Origin of the sequence: Litorimonas cladophorae (assembly GCF_014652455.1) — a bacterium.
GTDB lineage: Bacteria > Pseudomonadota > Alphaproteobacteria > Caulobacterales > Maricaulaceae > Litorimonas > Litorimonas cladophorae.
On sequence record NZ_BMYV01000001.1, the window covers coordinates 615,057 to 631,770 of the forward strand.

17 protein-coding genes are annotated in these 16,714 nt (G+C 51.8%); 6 read left to right on the top strand and 11 right to left on the bottom strand.

The window, feature by feature from the left end; genetic code table 11:
• Positions 1-198: 198 nt before the first annotated feature.
• The 9 genes from sufD to IE073_RS03030 all read right to left on the bottom strand — a co-directional run bounded on the left by sufD (position 199) and on the right by IE073_RS03030 (position 6,741).
• Positions 199-1,233 (bottom strand): Fe-S cluster assembly protein SufD, encoded by a 1,035-nt coding sequence (gene sufD, locus IE073_RS02990; RefSeq protein ID WP_189581078.1) that lies wholly within the window; start codon positions 1,231-1,233, stop codon positions 199-201.
• Entirely contained in the window at positions 1,214-1,960 is a 747-nt protein-coding gene (gene sufC, locus IE073_RS02995) for a Fe-S cluster assembly ATPase SufC (protein ID WP_189581081.1), read from the bottom strand. Before sufC ends, sufD begins: the two co-directional genes overlap by 20 nt.
• Positions 1,953-2,303: a hypothetical protein gene (locus IE073_RS03000; RefSeq protein WP_189581085.1), complete on the bottom strand. Its 351-nt coding sequence runs from the start codon at positions 2,301-2,303 to the stop codon at positions 1,953-1,955. Before IE073_RS03000 ends, sufC begins: the two co-directional genes overlap by 8 nt.
• Positions 2,303-2,674: a cupin domain-containing protein gene (locus IE073_RS03005; protein WP_189581088.1), complete on the bottom strand. Its 372-nt coding sequence runs from the start codon at positions 2,672-2,674 to the stop codon at positions 2,303-2,305. The genes IE073_RS03000 and IE073_RS03005 overlap by 1 nt, the downstream gene beginning before the upstream one ends.
• Before the next feature lie 74 nt (positions 2,675-2,748).
• Positions 2,749-3,144, bottom strand: coding sequence for a Rid family hydrolase (locus tag IE073_RS03010; protein WP_189581090.1), 396 nt, complete (start codon positions 3,142-3,144; stop codon positions 2,749-2,751).
• 12 nt (positions 3,145-3,156) lie between these two features.
• Positions 3,157-3,666 carry a hypothetical protein gene (locus IE073_RS03015; RefSeq protein WP_189581091.1) on the bottom strand — a complete coding sequence of 170 codons (510 nt, stop codon included), beginning with the start codon at positions 3,664-3,666 and terminating at the stop codon, positions 3,157-3,159.
• Positions 3,666-5,162, bottom strand: coding sequence for a Fe-S cluster assembly protein SufB (gene sufB, locus IE073_RS03020; protein WP_189583750.1), 1,497 nt, complete (start codon positions 5,160-5,162; stop codon positions 3,666-3,668). Before sufB ends, IE073_RS03015 begins: the two co-directional genes overlap by 1 nt.
• A gap of 11 nt (positions 5,163-5,173) precedes the next feature.
• Positions 5,174-6,310, bottom strand: a complete 1,137-nt coding sequence (locus IE073_RS03025; protein ID WP_189581093.1) for a cysteine desulfurase family protein — start codon at positions 6,308-6,310, stop codon at positions 5,174-5,176.
• A complete protein-coding gene (locus IE073_RS03030) occupies positions 6,307-6,741 on the bottom strand; it encodes an Rrf2 family transcriptional regulator (RefSeq protein ID WP_189581095.1) in 435 nt (144 codons plus the stop codon). The genes IE073_RS03025 and IE073_RS03030 overlap by 4 nt, the downstream gene beginning before the upstream one ends.
• A 188-nt stretch (positions 6,742-6,929) precedes the next feature.
• Here IE073_RS03030 and IE073_RS03035 point away from each other — a divergent pair, with 188 nt between their 5' ends.
• Complete coding sequence (locus tag IE073_RS03035; protein WP_189581097.1) at positions 6,930-7,610, top strand: alpha/beta hydrolase; 681 nt, start codon at positions 6,930-6,932, stop codon at positions 7,608-7,610.
• On the opposite strand, the gene IE073_RS03040 is transcribed toward IE073_RS03035, so the two are convergent.
• A complete protein-coding gene (locus IE073_RS03040) occupies positions 7,607-8,704 on the bottom strand; it encodes an anhydro-N-acetylmuramic acid kinase (RefSeq protein ID WP_189581099.1) in 1,098 nt (365 codons plus the stop codon). The two genes, IE073_RS03035 and IE073_RS03040, sit on opposite strands and share 4 nt — an antisense overlap.
• A 46-nt stretch (positions 8,705-8,750) precedes the next feature.
• On the opposite strand from IE073_RS03040, the gene tyrS reads away from it, so the two are divergent.
• The gene (gene tyrS / locus IE073_RS03045; RefSeq protein WP_189583753.1) at positions 8,751-10,022 is read left to right on the top strand and encodes a tyrosine--tRNA ligase; all 1,272 of its coding nucleotides are present in this window, start codon (positions 8,751-8,753) and stop codon (positions 10,020-10,022) included.
• A 13-nt stretch (positions 10,023-10,035) separates the two neighbouring features.
• Here tyrS and IE073_RS03050 read toward each other — a convergent pair whose 3' ends face one another.
• Positions 10,036-13,530: a YhdP family protein gene (locus tag IE073_RS03050; RefSeq protein ID WP_189581101.1), complete on the bottom strand. Its 3,495-nt coding sequence runs from the start codon at positions 13,528-13,530 to the stop codon at positions 10,036-10,038.
• A 78-nt stretch (positions 13,531-13,608) separates the two neighbouring features.
• Here IE073_RS03050 and IE073_RS03055 point away from each other — a divergent pair, with 78 nt between their 5' ends.
• The 4 genes from IE073_RS03055 (at position 13,609) to IE073_RS03070 (ending at position 16,685) form a co-directional block, all read left to right on the top strand.
• Positions 13,609-14,097, top strand: coding sequence for a peroxiredoxin (locus tag IE073_RS03055; RefSeq protein WP_189581104.1), 489 nt, complete (start codon positions 13,609-13,611; stop codon positions 14,095-14,097).
• A 1-nt stretch (position 14,098) separates the two neighbouring features.
• On the top strand, positions 14,099-14,905 hold the full coding sequence (locus tag IE073_RS03060) for a ferritin-like domain-containing protein (protein ID WP_267905558.1): 807 nt from the start codon (positions 14,099-14,101) through the stop codon (positions 14,903-14,905).
• Positions 14,906-15,040: 135 nt separating this feature from the next.
• Positions 15,041-16,258, top strand: a complete 1,218-nt coding sequence (locus tag IE073_RS03065) for a M23 family metallopeptidase (RefSeq protein ID WP_189581110.1) — start codon at positions 15,041-15,043, stop codon at positions 16,256-16,258.
• A complete protein-coding gene (locus IE073_RS03070; protein ID WP_189581113.1) occupies positions 16,248-16,685 on the top strand; it encodes a bactofilin family protein in 438 nt (145 codons plus the stop codon). The genes IE073_RS03065 and IE073_RS03070 overlap by 11 nt, the downstream gene beginning before the upstream one ends.
• The last annotated feature ends 29 nt before the right edge of the window (positions 16,686-16,714 follow it).

A 16,714-nucleotide genomic window follows, 5' to 3' on the forward strand; every position in this document is an offset into this window, starting at 1 on the left:
GATTCACTAATATATAAACGAAGATGCTGGTGAGGATTACGGCGCCAAAAAAAGCGATAAACTGACTTCTATCCTCAGACTTTTCACTGAAATTCTTTCTATGGGTCAATGTTCTCAACCCCCAATATGAAGCCGAAAAGAAGGTTATACTGATGACAATACCAGCAGCGATCAGGAATAATCCTTCAATATTCACGACTAAGCCAACCAACCGCGCAACTTGTCCAACAAACTCTCACGCATGACTTCATCTTCCAATGTGTCAAATACGCTTCCGAGAAAGGCTTCTGTTAGTATAGCTCGCGCTTGCGCGAGAGGTATACCGCGCTGACGCATGTAGAACAGGGCGCTTTCATCGAGCGCGCCAATCGTGTTGCCATGCGCGCAGGCCACATCATCCGCGTAAATTTCAAGCTCGGGCTTGGACCGAATTTCTGATGTGTCAGACAGCATAATCGAGTCATGCCGCATTTCTGCATCTGTATGTTGCGCGGGGCGGCGGACGTGGAATTTGCCTTGGAACACACCTCGTGATTTACCGGCTGTGACGCCTTTGACCGATTGGCGGATATGTCCATTCGGGCAAGCCAAGTCGATATAGCTCGTCATGTCGCAATGACGTTTGCCGTCCAAAAGGTAAGCCCCGTTAATAGTGGCTTTTACCGCGTCGCCCATGCCCGCCATGCGCGTTTCGAGCCGCGAAAGTTTACCGCCAAAGGCCAAAGTGTGCTGACGTATTTCTGAATTTGCCCACGCTGTCACATGTGTCGTCGCGATTCGCACACAATCCTCTGGATCGGTTTGTACGATGACGCGGTCCAAGACGGCAGTTTCACCCAGTTTGATATTCATGTGAGAGTTCACAAACGCGCCAGCCTGCCCGTCATAATGCTCGACGAGTTGAATCTTCGCGCCCTTTCCGATGGTTAGGGAAATTTGCGCATGACCGTGGGTGAGGCCTTCGATTTGGATCGGATTCTCAGATGCGAGTCCGTCGGGCACAACGATATTCCAAACTTGTCCTGCATACTCAGAAACAAGCTTCAGGAGTGTCGTATCATTCGCGGCGGTTTCGCCATCGGTGCGCGTGACGGTGACGCCTTCTGGAACGAAAATCTGCAACGGAGCGGCGGTTTCCGCACCCTTGGCGTCGTCAGAGACGACCCGACTGACGTCAGACCATTTCCAAGCTTCGTCTCGGCGATTGGGAAGTTTATGCAGCATATGCGTCATAGCCTTCGCGTTCGAGTTTCTTCGCAAACTCGGCATCGCCACTGGCCGCAATCCCACCATTGGCAAGGACATGTACGCGGTCCGGCACGATATAATCGAGCAAGCGCTGGTAATGGGTGATGATGAGCATACCGCGATCTGGCGACCGCAGCTTGTTCACGCCATCGGCAACGATGCGTAGGGCATCAACGTCTAGGCCAGAATCTGTTTCGTCCATGACAATGAAACTAGGCTCCATCATCATCATCTGGAAAATCTCCATGCGCTTCTTCTCGCCGCCCGAAAAGCCGACATTGAGCGGACGCTTCAACATCTCAGGTTTCATCTTTAGCTCGGCGGCAAGCGCGCGGGCTGTTTTGAGAAACTCAGGTGCTTTCATTTCTTCTTCACCGCGCGCTTTGCGTTGCGCATTCAGCGCGGTTTTGAGGAAGGTCATGGTCGGCACGCCGGGGATTTCCAGCGGATATTGGAACGACAAAAACACACCCGCCGCAGCGCGTTCCTCTGGCTCCATATCCAACAGGTCTTTACCGTCCAATGTGACGGTTCCGTCGGTGATTTCATACCCATCACGCCCTGTCAGCGCGTAGGACAAGGTCGATTTCCCCGCCCCATTCGGCCCCATAATCGCATGAACCTCCCCCTTGGGAACCTCAAGCGAAAGACCCGTCAGGATAGGTTTCTGTCCGTCATCAACGGAGACGTGTAGATTGTTGATTTTAAGCATTTTTCTTCTTTCTTTTCGCGAGAATATCTTCGCGATCCTCATCCGAGGCATTCAACCAAACAAGTTGGTCTAATTTGTCTAATCCGATGGCCAGTAACCACAAAAACGCCAGCGCAAACAATGCATCAATGGCCAGGGTCGCGGTATCTTCCATAAGTGATCCCAGCAGGACCTCTCTAGACTCTTGCCACTCTTCAGATTCCCCATGGAGGGCGTCAGCTGAAGCGTAAAAGGACAAACTAGCGAGATAGGAAAGAATACCGATTGCTGCGACGGGTAAGCCAAGGAACTTAAATAAGCGAGGTAGCCACCACTTAGGTCTGTCGGAGAGCTTATACGCCATCAAACCCACTCCCCCATGGGCGCATCGTAAACGGCATCGACCACCGCATCGCCATTATTCTTCACGCCTTGCGGTTCAATTAGGAAGATATGGCATTCTTCGTCGGCGCGAGGACGATGGCGGATGCCCTTGGGAACGACGATACATTCTCCGGCTTTGACAGGGACGCTTTCGCCCGCCTCAAAATCCAAAATAAACTCGCCTTTCCAACAGAAGAACATCTCGTCTTCACCCTGATGGGCATGAAACGGATATTCGCCTTTGATCTTGGCGAGTTTGAAGTCCTGTCCATTCAGCTGCGCGACGATCTTTGGTCGCCAGTGCTCGCTGAACTTCGAGAACTTCTCATCTATGTTGATGGGGTGCGTCATATTTACCTTAGAGTCCCGAACCCATGTGGGTTCGGCGGTTCACTGAATTTGATCCACTGGATCAAATTCGGGCGTTACGCGCCCTTAAAACACGTCACTTCGATTTCGATCTTGCCTTTTGGATCAACCATTTCAGCCAAGACCATTGTTGCCGCAGGTAAGATTTTATCGAAATGCGCTTTGATGATAGGTAGAACCTCTTTGACATATTTCCGATCGGAGACCGTGTATTGAACACGTACGGTATGACCCAGTTCGAACCCTGCCGCGTCGAGCGCTTGGCGAATATTTGTGAAGGTGTTCATTGCCTGCTGCGCTGCGCTTTCAGGTAATTCCTGTTTCTTATAATCATAGCCCATTGTGCCGGAGACAAAGCACCAATCGCCTTGAACGACGGCACGAGACATAGCGTAGTTCAGCTCACCTTCGGAAAGCTGGATAAACTGACGTGTTGGTTTTTTAGTAGCCATTAGAAATTTCCCTTAAGGGCAGAGATCGGTCTGCCATTCCGTTGTGTTTGAACCGCGATAGCATTTGATACGCATGCCATATGCCGCGAGCGATTGATTGAATTTGTTGGCCCCACCGGGACCTGTGAAAACTGCGTAAACTTCCTGCGCCTTTACAGAATCGTCGGGCAAGCCTTTGACACTGAAAAGCATGACTGCATTGTCGTCACCTTCAAAGGTCGCGGAAGCTGTGCTGAGGATTGTGCTGCCCGCCTCAGGCGCGAAGAAGAGCCGTATTTTGTCAACGGCCTCTAAACGGGTTTCGCCTTCCGTCAACCCAATGACGCCTGCGAGCGCGGGCGAGTATTGATCGAAGTCGATATCTGAAACATTAGACGCGCCTATCGTCGGGACGGCGGGCATATTTCGCACTTTTGGCATGGGCGATTCAGCAGACACGGGCACAACTGGCGGCTCCGGCGGCTGAACCTCTGCAGAACACGCCGCTAGAGCAACGCAAGAAAGGAGGACGAGACGTTTCATTATCCGACGCTACCTTCTAGCGAAATCGCAACTAGCTTCTGCGCTTCAACCGCAAATTCCATGGGAAGTTCTTGCAAAACGTCACGACAGAAACCGTTCACCAAGAGTGCAACAGCGTCTTCTTCGGACAGGCCGCGCTGACGACAATAAAAGAGTTGATCGTCAGAAAGCTTTGAGGTCGTCGCTTCGTGCTCAAATTGCGCACTTGGCGTATTGCTCTCAATATAAGGCACAGTATGCGCACCGCATTGGTCACCGATCAGCAAGGAGTCACATTGGGTGAAGTTTCGCGCACCCGTGGCCTTTTTATGGGCGCTCACCAAACCACGATAAGTTGAATTTGATTTGCCCGCGCTAATCCCTTTGGAAATCACCCGTGATTTCGTGTTTTTGCCCAAATGAATCATCTTTGTGCCGGTATCGGCTTGTTGATGGCCGTTAGTGATCGCGATGGAATAAAATTCGCCTTGGGAGTTATCGCCGCGTAAAATACAGCTCGGATATTTCCATGTCACGGCAGATCCCGTTTCGACCTGCGTCCAACTGACTTTGGAATTCGTGCCACGGCAATCTGCGCGCTTCGTCACAAAATTATAGACGCCGCCATTGCCGTCCTTGTCACCCGGCCACCAGTTTTGGACTGTCGAATATTTCACTTCGGCATCGTCATGGACGATGATCTCGACAATCGCCGCATGGAGCTGATTTTCATCCCGCATCGGCGCCGTACAGCCCTCTAGATAGGACACGTAGGAGCCTTTGTCGGCGATGATCAATGTCCGCTCAAATTGCCCTGTGCCTTGCGCGTTCATCCGGAAATAGGTCGAGAGCTCCATAGGGCACCGCACACCCGGCGGGATGTAGACGAAAGACCCATCGGAAAAGACCGCATTGTTAAGCGTCGCATAATAGTTGTCAGTAACTGGTACCACAGAGCCCATATATTTCCGCACAAGGTCAGGGTGGTTTTTGACGGCTTCGGAGAAGCTGCAGAAAATCACGCCATGCTTCGCCAGCTCATCTTTGAACGTGGTAATAACGGATACGGAATCAAAGACAGCATCCACGGCGACCTTAGGCGCACCTTTCACCCCCGCTAAAACCTCTTGTTCTTTCAGCGAGATACCGAGTTTTTTGTAGATTTCCAGAATCTCAGGGTCGACTTCGTCGAGGGAGTTCAATTCCTTCTTTTTCACCGGTGACGCGTAGTAATACATGTCCTGAAAATCGATTTTCGGATAATCCACCATAGCCCATTCTGGTTCTTCCAAAGTGAGCCAACGACGGTAAGCCTCAAGACGCCAGTCTAACAACCACTGCGGCTCATCCTTCTTTTCCGAAATATACCGAACAATGTCTTCGTTCAGGCCTTTGGGCGCGAACTCCTGTTCGATATCGGAATCAAACCCATATTTATATTTGTCAGCTTCGAGTGAACGCACACCTTCAACGGTGCTCTCATCAATACTGTCTTTTACTTTTACATCTTCGTTCATAGCATCCTCGGTCATGCGGCTTCGCTCTTGGACTTGATACGTCTGATCTTCATCCAGGCGGTGAGGAAATCCTCAACTTCATTTACATTTGCATTTTCGCCGAAACTGACACGGATCGCCCCTTTGGGCGCCTCCGCAGTTCGGCCCATTGCGCGAATGGCGCGGCTTTCGCCTGTCTTTCCAGATGAGCAAGCTGTACCCGTTGAAACGGATATTCCTTGCAAATCCAATCCCATCATCAACGTCATCGACGACGCATCGGGGACCGCAAAAAATGAGGTATTGGGCAAGCGCGCTGCCTCTGCCCCAAAGAATACGATGTTGGGCTCGATAGCCGTTAGTTCAGCTTCCAGTCTGTCGCGGCACGATTGCGAATGACCCAAATCCATCAACTTTTCGCAGGCCTTCCCGAACCCGGCTATGCCCGCAACATTATGGGTGCCAGAGCGTCTGCGGCGTTCCTGCCCACCGCCGCTCAGCAAAGGTGCAAATGGCGCATCTGCGGACACATAGAGTGCGCCGACACCTTTAGGGCCGCCAACTTTATGTGCGGATACGGCAAGATAATCAGCCTGAAAGGTCATCGGGATTTTACCGAAGGCCTGCGTTGCATCGACCAACAACAATCCGCCTGCGGCCTCCACCAAATCAGTGGCCGTTTCGATGTCTTGAATAACGCCAGTCTCGGAATTTGCGGCGACTATGGATACAAATGGACGGCCATCTGCCTGCTCCCAATTTGCGAGGCTATCTTTCAACCAAACCATATCTGTCCGACCTTGCGCATCGACAGGGATCATCTCCGTGCGCGCACCAAAAATCTCGCAGAAATTCTCAGCTGCATTGATGGTTGCCGGATGATCCATCGGCGAGATCAACAAGCGCCGGCATCCCGCCTTCAGTCCGGACCAAATCGCCGTGTTGCAGCCTTCCGTGCCGCCGCTCGTGAAAATCAAATCTTGCGAGCAAACGCCCATAGCTAGACTTACGGTCTCACGCGCGCGGGAAACAATCGCATTGGCTGCCCGACCGTCTGCATGTTGCGCCGACGGATTACCGTCTAAGGCCAACGCCGCCATCATTGCCTCAACCACGTCAGGAGAGGTAATCGTTGTCGCATTGTGATCGAGATAAAGGCGCTTCGTCATTCGGCTGCCTCCAAAATTGGCAAGCGACCATCGACAACATCTTGCACCGAGATCGAAGACAGAAAACCTTCGATATGTGTTTCCAAAGCGCCCCAAAGATCATGGGTCAGACAGCGGTCCGTGCGACCCGTGCAGGCAATTTTGCTCTCTGGTGTGCAACCATGGGCTTTTGGCGCCGCATCAACGGCGCGGATGACACCATCTAGGGAAATCAAATGTGCTGATCTAGCAAGGGAATACCCGCCCTGCGCGCCCCGGACCGATTCCACGTAGCCCGCCTTCCGCAATTTGGCGAAAATTTGCTCTAAGAAAGTTACGGAAATGGCTTGCCGCGCGCCAATCGCAGAGAGCGACTCGCACGCGCCCTCGCCCTGTGCAGCCAAGTCAGCCACAGCCATAACCGCGTATCGTCCTTTAGCCGTTAGTTTCACAGCGCGACTTTTACTCCCAATTCCCTACATAACGTGCAGGTTTCGTTGGATTTTTGCGCAGGCTCTTGATAGAGCGCGCACGAAATCCAAATCATCAGGCGGGAGGTAGTTATTCCGACTGATTTAGTCAAGATTGAAATGCCGCATAAATCTGCGGCAAACTCGACCCAAAGTAAAAGGCTGCAGTTATGCCAGAAGTGATTTTTAACGGCCCCGAAGGCCGTCTTGAAGGCCGTTATCATCCATCTGATGATCCGCAAGCCCCCTGCGCGCTAATCCTTCCTCCGCATCCTAAAGCCGGTGGACACATGGATCATCGCATTCCAGTTGCGATGTATGAGCAATATAAGCGCCGTGGGTTCTCAGTCCTACGTTTTAACTTCCGTGGCGTTGGGCGTTCAATGGGTGTCTACGACAATGGGCAGGGCGAATTGCAAGATGCAGCCTATGCGTTGGATTACATGCAAAGCTTCAACCAGAACGCCCCGTTCAGCTGGGTATCTGGCTACAGCTTCGGCGCTTGGATTGGGATGCAGCTTTTAATGCGCCGACCTGAAATCGCTGGCTTTATTTCAATGAGCCTCCCGACAAACACATATGATTTCGCATTCCTCGCACCCTGCCCAGCTTCTGGTCTGGTAACCTATGGCAGTGAAGATCCAATCGTTCCGGCAGATGATGTTGATCGTGTTGTCTCCAAAATTCGCGTTCAAAAGGGTCATGAGATTGACACCGTGCGTATCGAAGGCGCGGATCACTTCTATTCGAACCACCTCGAACTCGCGATGGACGTGATCGAAGATTATCTCGATGATACGCTTGACCCACGTTATTCGCCGCCGCGTGAGCAAAAATTACTCGAAGGCTAAGCCTTCGGATAAATAATTCGCCCGCCCGTCTTTGGGGCGGGTGCGCCCGTGGTTGACGGGAAACTGATCGGTAGATTTTTAAGTGACCGAACGGCGAGATATGCAAAGGCTTGGGCCTCTAACATATCACCATCCCATCCAACATCCTCTGCTCGAATAACCTCTGCATCCGTGTGAATATCAAGCATCGTCACAATGGCAGGGTTCCTGCGTCCGCCGCCACAAACGATAACCCGATCGACGTTTCCAGCTTCAAGAACGGTAGCGATTGATTGAGCGCAGAATGCCGCAAGCGTCGCTGCGCCGTCTTCAAGTGAATATCCTTGCAAATCGTCTAACACATCAAAATCATATCGGTCTGCGCTACGGGGAATAGGTCGCGCGAAGAAACTCTGCTCAAGCCATTGATTTATCATAGCATGATCAACGACACCTTCGAACGATAGCAGGCCATCGCGGTCGAATGACCCCGCACTATTCGATACGATCCAACTGTCCAAAGGACCATTCCCTGGTCCGCAATCGGTGGCCCATTGCAATTGGCCATCTTCAATTAAGCTGACATTAGAAACCCCACCGATATTAAGAACGGCATTCCTACCGGAAAGCCCTGAATATCGACACAACGCTTCATGATAGATGGGCGCGAGCGGTGCACCTTGTCCACCAGCGGATACATCGGCGGTGCGGAAATCATAGACGACAGGCACGCCCAGTTCATCTGCGAGTGTTCTCCCCCGTCCCAATTGCAAAGTCTGTCCATCTTGGCTGTTTAGGGGTGGGTGGTGGAGGATCGTCTGTCCATGATAGCCAATGATATCGGCAGTAAGCGCGCCAATCGCATCAACATGAACACGGTCAACGACATCTTCAGCGCGCGCAAAGCTATTTGGCGGCGGACCCGCAAATCCCCAATCAAGTGCGTCTTGGGTCGCGGCTTGCAATATAGTCTTGTCGTCTTTGGAAAAATTGCTCTCTGCGGTGTCGCCAAAACCGAAAATCTCAAAGCCATCTGTTTCAATAATAGCCACATCTACGCCGTCGAGCGATGTACCGCTCATCAGGCCAAGTGCGATGTATCTGTCTTTATCCATAGGATAGGCTTTGACACGACTCTCCCGCTCGTTAGAAGCCGAAAATATGACCAATTACGCTTCCAAATTCATGCAAACCCTCGTCGGGCGCGGTTTCCTTTATCAATGTACGGATGAGGCTGGCTTGGACAAGCTGGCTGCGACGAATAAATTGACGGGATATATCGGCTTCGATTGTACGGCACCCAGCCTGCATGTCGGCTCTCTTGTCCAAATCATGATGCTGCGTCATCTTCAGCAAAGTGGTGGCACACCCATCGTGTTGCTCGGCGGTGGCACCACAAAAATCGGCGACCCGTCTGGTAAAGACAAGTCCCGCCAGATGCTGACGCAAGAGCAGATCGACGCCAACAAAGCTGGCATTCGCCGTGTCTTCGCGCAGTTCCTGTCCTTTGAGGGCGAGAATGCAGCAATCATGGTCGATAATGATGACTGGCTAGCAAAGCTTGGGTATTTAGAATTTCTGCGCCTCGTCGGAACGGAATTTACGATCAACCGCATGGTCACAATGGAAACTGTCAAACGCCGCTTGGAAAATGAGCAGCCGATGACCTTCCTCGAATTCAACTACCCACTTCTTCAAAGCTACGACTTTGTTGAGTTATTCCGACGTCATAATTGTCGGCTTCAACTTGGTGGTTCCGACCAATGGGGCAATATCACGACCGGAGTTGATCTGACGCGTCGTTTAGAAGGCGGCGAGTGTTATGGCTTCACGACGCCCCTCATCACTACGGCGTCTGGCGGTAAGATGGGCAAAACGGCCGATGGCGCCGTCTGGCTGAACGGCGATCCGTCGCTCGGCGAAAACTTCACGCGTAGCCCTTACGAATACTGGCAGTTTTGGAGAAACACCGAAGATGCCGATGTCGGAAAGTTCCTGCGCCTCTTCACCGATCTGACAGAGGATGAGGTCTTGAACCTTGAGGCGCTTAAAGGTGCGGACATCAACAAAGCAAAGATTGCGCTCGCAAATGCTGCGACGGCCCTGCTCCACGGTGAAGCCGCTGCGAAGGCGTCAGAATCTACGGCTCAGCAGACTTTTGTGTCAGGTCAAACTGCGGCAGGACTGCCTTCGGTAGATGTCACAAAAGCTGAACTTGAAGCTATGGGAATTCTGACAGCGGCCACGACTGTTGGGCTAGCGGGTTCCAACGGAGAAGCACGTCGTCATATCAAGCAGGGCGCGTTAAAGCTGAACGATGTGAAAATAGACTCTCACGAATTATCGCTTTCAGCATCCGACATCATTGACGGTGTTGTAAAAATTTCCGTCGGCAAAAAGAAACATGCACTTCTGAAGGTAACTGACGCTTAAATACCGTCTGTTTCTAAGGATCAGGCGACGGTTCAGTCTCTGTTTCCGATGGCTTAGGCGCAATATCTTCGATCTTGCGTTTAAGCTCTTCGTCGACATCTGTTCGGTCGCGCTTAAAGATCTGCCGCAGAAAGCCTGGCGTGAGCGCGGATAGCGGATTTACTGCGATCTGGGTTTGCTCAAATGGCCCGCTCACCGTGTAGGTCAGCGCGAATAATCCACCATCCTTCTCTTGCACAAAAATGTCGCCTAAGATCGGAATGTCGCCCAAAATAGAGTTCGCCGTATAGGCTGGCACAATTGTGCCATCGAAATCGAGCACCCTTAGTTTTAGATCAATATCGCCGTCCCCTGTCATTCCCAATGCGGGGCCGTAAAGACGGGCGTCTCGGATCGCAATGTCGTCCCCGAGGATAGTGAAGGGTATTCTGAATTGATCAAACTGCATACTTCCACTCGAAAGCGTGTCGGCCAGGCCTGTGAGTGACGCAAGAGACAGCAACTGCGCGAGTGCGGGAGCTTCTTTAAGTTTGAAGTCCCGCATCTGGGCCTCGCCGACAAAGGCGCCAACTTCGCCAGCTGGCGGCAGAGTTGCGTTCAATCGGAGCTCCCCACCCGACGTGTTCGACAGAGCGAGAAACGCGTTGATGGCATTGGAGGCATCAGGAACGCGAGCTTGCAATTCTCGGGTTGTATCTTCCAGCGTTTCAAGACGAACGGATAGATCTGCCCCACCAGAGCGACCCGTCAATTGCGCGGCATCAATAACGTCCCCCGTATGAGAAAACAGTAACTCCGCATCCGTGACGGTATACTCAGGATCGAGAAAAAGCGTTTCGAACTTCCCCGTCAGAAGCAACGGGACGTCTAACGTCGATTGCCGCTCCTGAAATAGGTCTTGTGTCCAGGGGCTTAAGTCGAGCCAAGGTCCGCTCATGGACAAATCGAGACGCCCGTTGGAAGTATCGGGTACAAGACCTAATTCCCCTTTGATCAGACCTGCAATTTCGACTTCGCTCAATTGCAGAGATCTCAGTCGGAAATCAGGTTCAATTTCAATACGCCCCCCGACTGAAATACCAGTACCAGACAAGCGCGCCTTGTCGACTGTGATGCTGCCGTCGTCTCGGCGGTTCACAGCGCCATTCAAGTTGGCGGCTTCGCCAGCCGGTTTCATCCAAATGCGTTCTAACGAAAGCGCAGAATTTGTGAGATCAACATTAAGGGTCGCGTCCGTGACATTTAGGCCTCGCCCCTCTGCTTCGACAGCCACGTCGGCGGTTCCATCAAACCAGCCCCGAGACGCAACACCTAGTCCATCCAATTCGTCAGACCCAATTCTTCCAGAAAGGCTATATTGGGTGGGTGGACTGTTCTCGCCAAAGGTTTCTCGCCATTGCATGTCTGCGCGCCAAGGACCGATATCAACAGGTCCAGATAAGAGCATTCTGTCTCGATTGACATCAAGCTTTATGTCTCCATTTTTGACATCGAAACGACCAAATGAGAATGGCGCGGAGGCCTCTGTAAAGTCACCATTGACCTGATAAGAAATTCTTTCGGCAGGGAAAAACTCTAATAATGGCCGCGTCACTTGTAACTGAACCTCGCCTCGACCCGTTAAATTTTTTGGATCAACGCCATATCGGGTCGCAAACCGAAATGGGTCATTATCGGCAATGGCCAACATTTCGGCGACCTCACCGCTACCCTCGACAGTGACGATCAGGTCTCCTCCGCGTGGAACCAGCTGCGGAATCTCTACGAGTCCACCCGTGAGTGAGAGTCCGAGCAAGCGGCCGCTATCCATCGTGACTTCCAGCTGATTTCCGCGAATGGAGCCTTGGCCAATAAGTTGATCCGCTTCGGGCATCGTCTCCATGAATTTTAGGACAACCTCACGTCCGCCAAATTGCACCTGCAGACGATCGGGCGTGAGAACCGGGTTTTCAAAGAAATCCGCATCGAGGTTCACATCAATATCGAGTTTATCGATTTCAGCCGCCAATATTGAACGTTCTAGCCATCGTCTCGCCCCGCCAATGGCGTCTATTGGCCAGAGCGTTATGAACTCCTGAGGTGAAATCGCCCCAGACATGTTTGATTTCAAAACGAGACGCCGAAGTTCATCACCGTCACCGAATGCAAAATCAGCTGTAAACTCATGTTTTGATTGGAAAAACCCAAGTTCGCCCTGATCGATATTTAAAACTCGTCCGTCCATGTCCGCTTGTCCGCGCAACTTGACCTGATTTAAGGTCAATGGAGTTGCGAAAGTAGGCGTAATATCCACAGTAAATTTTGGAAATGTCAGATCGAAGATCGGCGAGGTATTTGGGTCCCCATCGCTTAGGTTTCCCAATTCGGTCAGGAAGCCTGAGCTTTGAAAAGTAAGTCTTGGCGACGTGAGGGCTAGCTTCTCAATTTGCATGCGTTCAGCGCCTGGTTCCAGCGTACCCAAGGCACTTAAACCCTGAATTTTATAGGTCGCAGGCGGAGTACTTCTAAGGCCAACGATATCACCAGCACCAACGGTCAAATTGACCTTAGCGGATCGTAAGCCTTCACGCCTGGAAAAGTCGATATCTGCTTTTAGGTCCAGCGGCGCAGCGACGCCTTGCAATTCCCAAAATCGGCCCTTTTTTGGGGCAATTTCGTCTAAACGCGCCTGAGTGACGGTGACAGCAAGTTTGATCTCGCTCAGATCGGTTTTAGCGATCGTATCAATCAAAAATGGCGCGGGGCGGGTCGGTTGATCTATAGCCCCTTTCGCCGATAATATAACGCTTCCATCGCCCGAAAAAGAAGCCGTCAATTGTTCGACGTCAGCCTTCAGGTCGACATCTGACACGGCATTTCGCACATACACAGATGCGTCCGATATTTGCACAAACTGAATGAAATCGAGCGGAAGCGGAGAGCCTCGCTGCATCGTTTCATCATTTCGGTAGGATGGCCCGACACTCCCCACTGTTTCCGGAGGACCCAAGCCGATGATAACGCCGCCTGCCTCATCCTCGACATAACTGACAACGCCGCCTTTGATCTGGGCGCTGATGAACCTCGGACGCCAAGACATTTGTTCGTTTTGAGCCACTGTGGTCTTGATGAGCTCAAACTTTTCCAGAATTCGTCCGTCGTCGTCAAAAATCGCCGCGTCCTCTACGGTCACGACCAAATGGTTACCGGCCGGTAGCCAAGCGAGGTCCAAACGCCCAAATTCAGCGCTTTGTCCGTCAAAAGCATCGGCGAACCAGATCTTAAGATTCGGACGCAACATCGTCAGATCGGTAGACTGTCGATCTAAGACTGACCCTGCGATCCAAAGCAACAAGATACCAAGGCCCAATACAACCGCCGTGAACTCTCCACCGAGTCGGAAAATTCGGTAAAATACGGCGCCTATAATTCGGCGAATACGAGTTCCAGTCTTGGAATACCACACGTCGCGTAATCCCCGCGTAGGGGTTGCCGCTAACTCTTCAGACGTGTTTAATGATGAGCTCATAATCTGGGCTCCGCCTATAGGCTCAATGCTTATAAATCCATATAGCACACTGATTAACTTGCAGAGAGATTAAAACCGATGCCAACAAAACTTACAGATTTGAAAGCGGGTCAATCCGCCCCGGATTTCTCGATGGATGTCACTGGCATGGATGAGCCTGCGACACTCAGCACATATTCTGGTCGCTATTTGGTTTTATATTTTTACCCAAAAGACGACACGCCAGGGTGTACAACAGAAGCCCTTGGTTTCACGGCTCATAAAGCGGTTTTCGCAAGCTTAAATGCAGATATATTGGGCGTATCGCGCGACACGATTGAGAAACACAACAAGTTCATTGCAAAGAAAGACCTCGGAATTGCTTTGGGTTCTGACCACACCGGCGATGTGACCGACGCGTATGGTGTTTGGGTTGAGAAGAGCATGTACGGAAAAACCTATATGGGAATACAGCGGGCGACATTTTTGATCGGCCCTGACGGTACGATTGTAGAAGTCTGGCCGAAAGTTCGGGTCAAAGGACACGTCGAAGACGTCCTCGCGCGTTTACAAGCCATCTCCGCTTAAATTGCCCCTTATTTCTGATGCAATAAGGGTTCTCTCAACCGCCGATCCGCGAGCCAAGGCCGCCCGCGCGCGCGAAATGACGTCTGCGTGGCGGGACACGCAACTGGTCGGAAAGTCACCGACCACCCTTCCCGATCAACCTGCCCGGCCCGCAAAGCCGGAGCTTGTGTCCCCGATGGATGTGCCCCGTCGTCGGCTTGGGTCATCACAAGGACGCGGCGCGCTCTTGCACGCCGTCGCACATATAGAGCTAAATGCCATTGACCTGGCAGCTGACATGATTGCCCGTTTCACCCTGCATCCTGCCTTGAGAGAAAGTGACCGGAAGCGGTTTGCCGCTGACTGGACGAGCGTCTGCGACGATGAAGCGAGGCACTTCTTAATGCTTGCTGATCGGTTGGAAGCGCTTGGGCTCTCCTATGGCGATTATCCCGCTCATAATGGATTATGGGAAGCGGCCCACTCGACGCGGGACAATTTCCCCGCCCGGGTCGCAATCGCGCCTTTGGTCCTCGAAGCGCGCGGCTTGGATGTCACGCCAAACATGATTAACCGGCTAAATGGAGCTGGTGATCATAAAAGTGCCCAGATGTTGCAGGTGATCTATGACGAAGAAATCGGCCATGTCGCAACGGGGGCACGGTGGTTTAAATACCTCGCCGCACAGCAAGCCGATTCCGCCGAATCGTACTTTCACGAACTTGTTCGCACCCACTTTAAGGGCCAAATTAAGTCTCCATTCAATGAGAAAGCGCGCACGTTAGCAGGCCTTGCGCGCACATATTACGAGCCATTGTCAGTAAACTAAGCTGTTTTAGGGCCTTAAATTACTTGAGAACTGTAAAACTAAGCGAATTTTAACTCTTAACACACCCAATCACACTTGAAACCGTAGGGCGGGTTATGGTCTACGCGTTTAGGGAAAAACGAATTTCGGGGAATTATGATTAACGATATGATCGGTGACGTGCGCTCGTATGTCCTCCGCCATTTTCCAGAACGGCAAATTTATCTTCGCTCTGGCGGAGAAGTAAAATATTACGTTCTGTCGACCCGCCTGCAATTGGCGGTAGTGTCAGGACTGACCGTGATGGCACTCTGGTGCCTTTTCACCATGATTAATTTGGTGGTTGGCCACAATCCGCTTCGCAGTTCCAGTCAACAAATGAATTTGGACAAAGCAAATTTTGAGCGCATGCTCGCCGACTCAAGAGCTAAAGAAGAAAATACGCGGTTGATGCTGGCGGAACAGCGTACCAACTTTGAGACGATGGCGCGTCAAATTGAAGAGAAACATCAAACGCTGGCGCAAATGATGGGTAATCAATCCTTCCCCGTCGTGCCTGCAGGCCCCGATGCAGTGGAATATGCGGACGGACGGGTACTTATGTCTCCAACCGCCCGTGATGCCACCCCCCGCCAGTCTAGACGTAACATTGTGAAGACAGCATCACTTTCCACTGGTCTCGGTCTAGATTTAGATAATTCCCTAAACACATTAGGTGAAACTCAAGACGCTTACCTGATTTCTGCCGAGCGTGAAACACTTGACCGTATTGAGCGAAATCGCGCACTCATCCAGTCCACAGACATGGATGTTGAAACTGTTCTTTCAGAAGCCGGCTTTGGTAAGGGCGGACCCTATATCCCAGTTGAAGGATTAATCACTGACACAACGGGCTTCGTCTCTCGCGTATCCGCCATTCAAGCGCGTGCAGCAGAGGCGGAAGCTTTGAATTCTGCTATTGTATCGCTCCCTCTTGGTCATCCGGTGGGCGCAGAGACCTATCGGACATCTACCTTCGGTTTGCGGCAAGATCCTTTCACAAAACGGCCAACCATGCATCACGGCTTAGACTTTGGCGGCCAACGCAACACACCTATCGTGGCGACAGCCGATGGGGTTGTCATTCGTGCAGGGCGAAATGGCGCTTATGGAAAATTCGTCGAGATCGATCACGGTTACGGATTCAAGACCCGCTATGCCCACATGCATAAGACCTTTGTCAAACGCGGGCAGACCGTAGAAAAGGGGACAAAGATCGGCGGTATGGGAACGACTGGACGCAGCACCGCGACGCATCTACATTACGAAGTACATTTCCAAGGCCGGGCATATGACCCGAACAAGTTTCTGAAAGCAGGTCTCTATGTTCAATAAAACAAATAGCCCGTCTGGCACGCCGTCCGCCTCCAAAGCTCAAGCTCCAGCGGCAGCTCCTCGTATGTCCTCTAACAATGCCCCTTCTATTCTCGGCCGCGACATTGTGATCACAGGCGACATTAAAACGGATGGCGACGTGCAAATTGATGGTCGCCTTGACGGAAACATCACGGCGGGAACTGTCACGATTGGTGAGCAGGGTGCAGTGAACGGCAAAATCGTCGCTCAGAACGTCCATATTCGCGGCAAGGTTACTGGCAAGGTCGAAAGCCTTGTTGTTGAACTTTCTGAAACCGCGAATGTGCAAGCCGACCTTGTTCAAGATCAGCTTATGATCGCAAATGGCGCTTTCTTTGACGGAAAATGCGCCCGTAAGTCGGCCAGCCCAACCCCAATCAAGGCAGCGGCAAAAAAATCGGCTTAGATTTTTCTACCAAATTAATTCAAATAGAA

Excerpts from the sequence above, each read along its gene's own strand:
- sufD (WP_189581078.1), bottom strand. The coding sequence starts at position 1,233 with ATGACGCATATGCTGCATAAACTTCCCAATCGCCGAGACGAAGCTTGG.
- sufC (WP_189581081.1), bottom strand. The coding sequence starts at position 1,960 with ATGCTTAAAATCAACAATCTACACGTCTCCGTTGATGACGGACAGAAA.
- IE073_RS03000 (WP_189581085.1), bottom strand. The coding sequence starts at position 2,303 with ATGGCGTATAAGCTCTCCGACAGACCTAAGTGGTGGCTACCTCGCTTA.
- IE073_RS03005 (WP_189581088.1), bottom strand. The coding sequence starts at position 2,674 with ATGACGCACCCCATCAACATAGATGAGAAGTTCTCGAAGTTCAGCGAG.
- IE073_RS03010 (WP_189581090.1), bottom strand. The coding sequence starts at position 3,144 with ATGGCTACTAAAAAACCAACACGTCAGTTTATCCAGCTTTCCGAAGGT.
- IE073_RS03015 (WP_189581091.1), bottom strand. The coding sequence starts at position 3,666 with ATGAAACGTCTCGTCCTCCTTTCTTGCGTTGCTCTAGCGGCGTGTTCT.
- sufB (WP_189583750.1), bottom strand. The coding sequence starts at position 5,162 with ATGAACGAAGATGTAAAAGTAAAAGACAGTATTGATGAGAGCACCGTT.
- IE073_RS03025 (WP_189581093.1), bottom strand. The coding sequence starts at position 6,310 with ATGACGAAGCGCCTTTATCTCGATCACAATGCGACAACGATTACCTCT.
- IE073_RS03035 (WP_189581097.1), top strand. The coding sequence starts at position 6,930 with ATGCCAGAAGTGATTTTTAACGGCCCCGAAGGCCGTCTTGAAGGCCGT.
- IE073_RS03040 (WP_189581099.1), bottom strand. The coding sequence starts at position 8,704 with ATGGATAAAGACAGATACATCGCACTTGGCCTGATGAGCGGTACATCG.
- tyrS (WP_189583753.1), top strand. The coding sequence starts at position 8,751 with ATGACCAATTACGCTTCCAAATTCATGCAAACCCTCGTCGGGCGCGGT.
- IE073_RS03050 (WP_189581101.1), bottom strand. The coding sequence starts at position 13,530 with ATGAGCTCATCATTAAACACGTCTGAAGAGTTAGCGGCAACCCCTACG.
- IE073_RS03055 (WP_189581104.1), top strand. The coding sequence starts at position 13,609 with ATGCCAACAAAACTTACAGATTTGAAAGCGGGTCAATCCGCCCCGGAT.
- IE073_RS03065 (WP_189581110.1), top strand. The coding sequence starts at position 15,041 with ATGATTAACGATATGATCGGTGACGTGCGCTCGTATGTCCTCCGCCAT.
- IE073_RS03070 (WP_189581113.1), top strand. The coding sequence starts at position 16,248 with ATGTTCAATAAAACAAATAGCCCGTCTGGCACGCCGTCCGCCTCCAAA.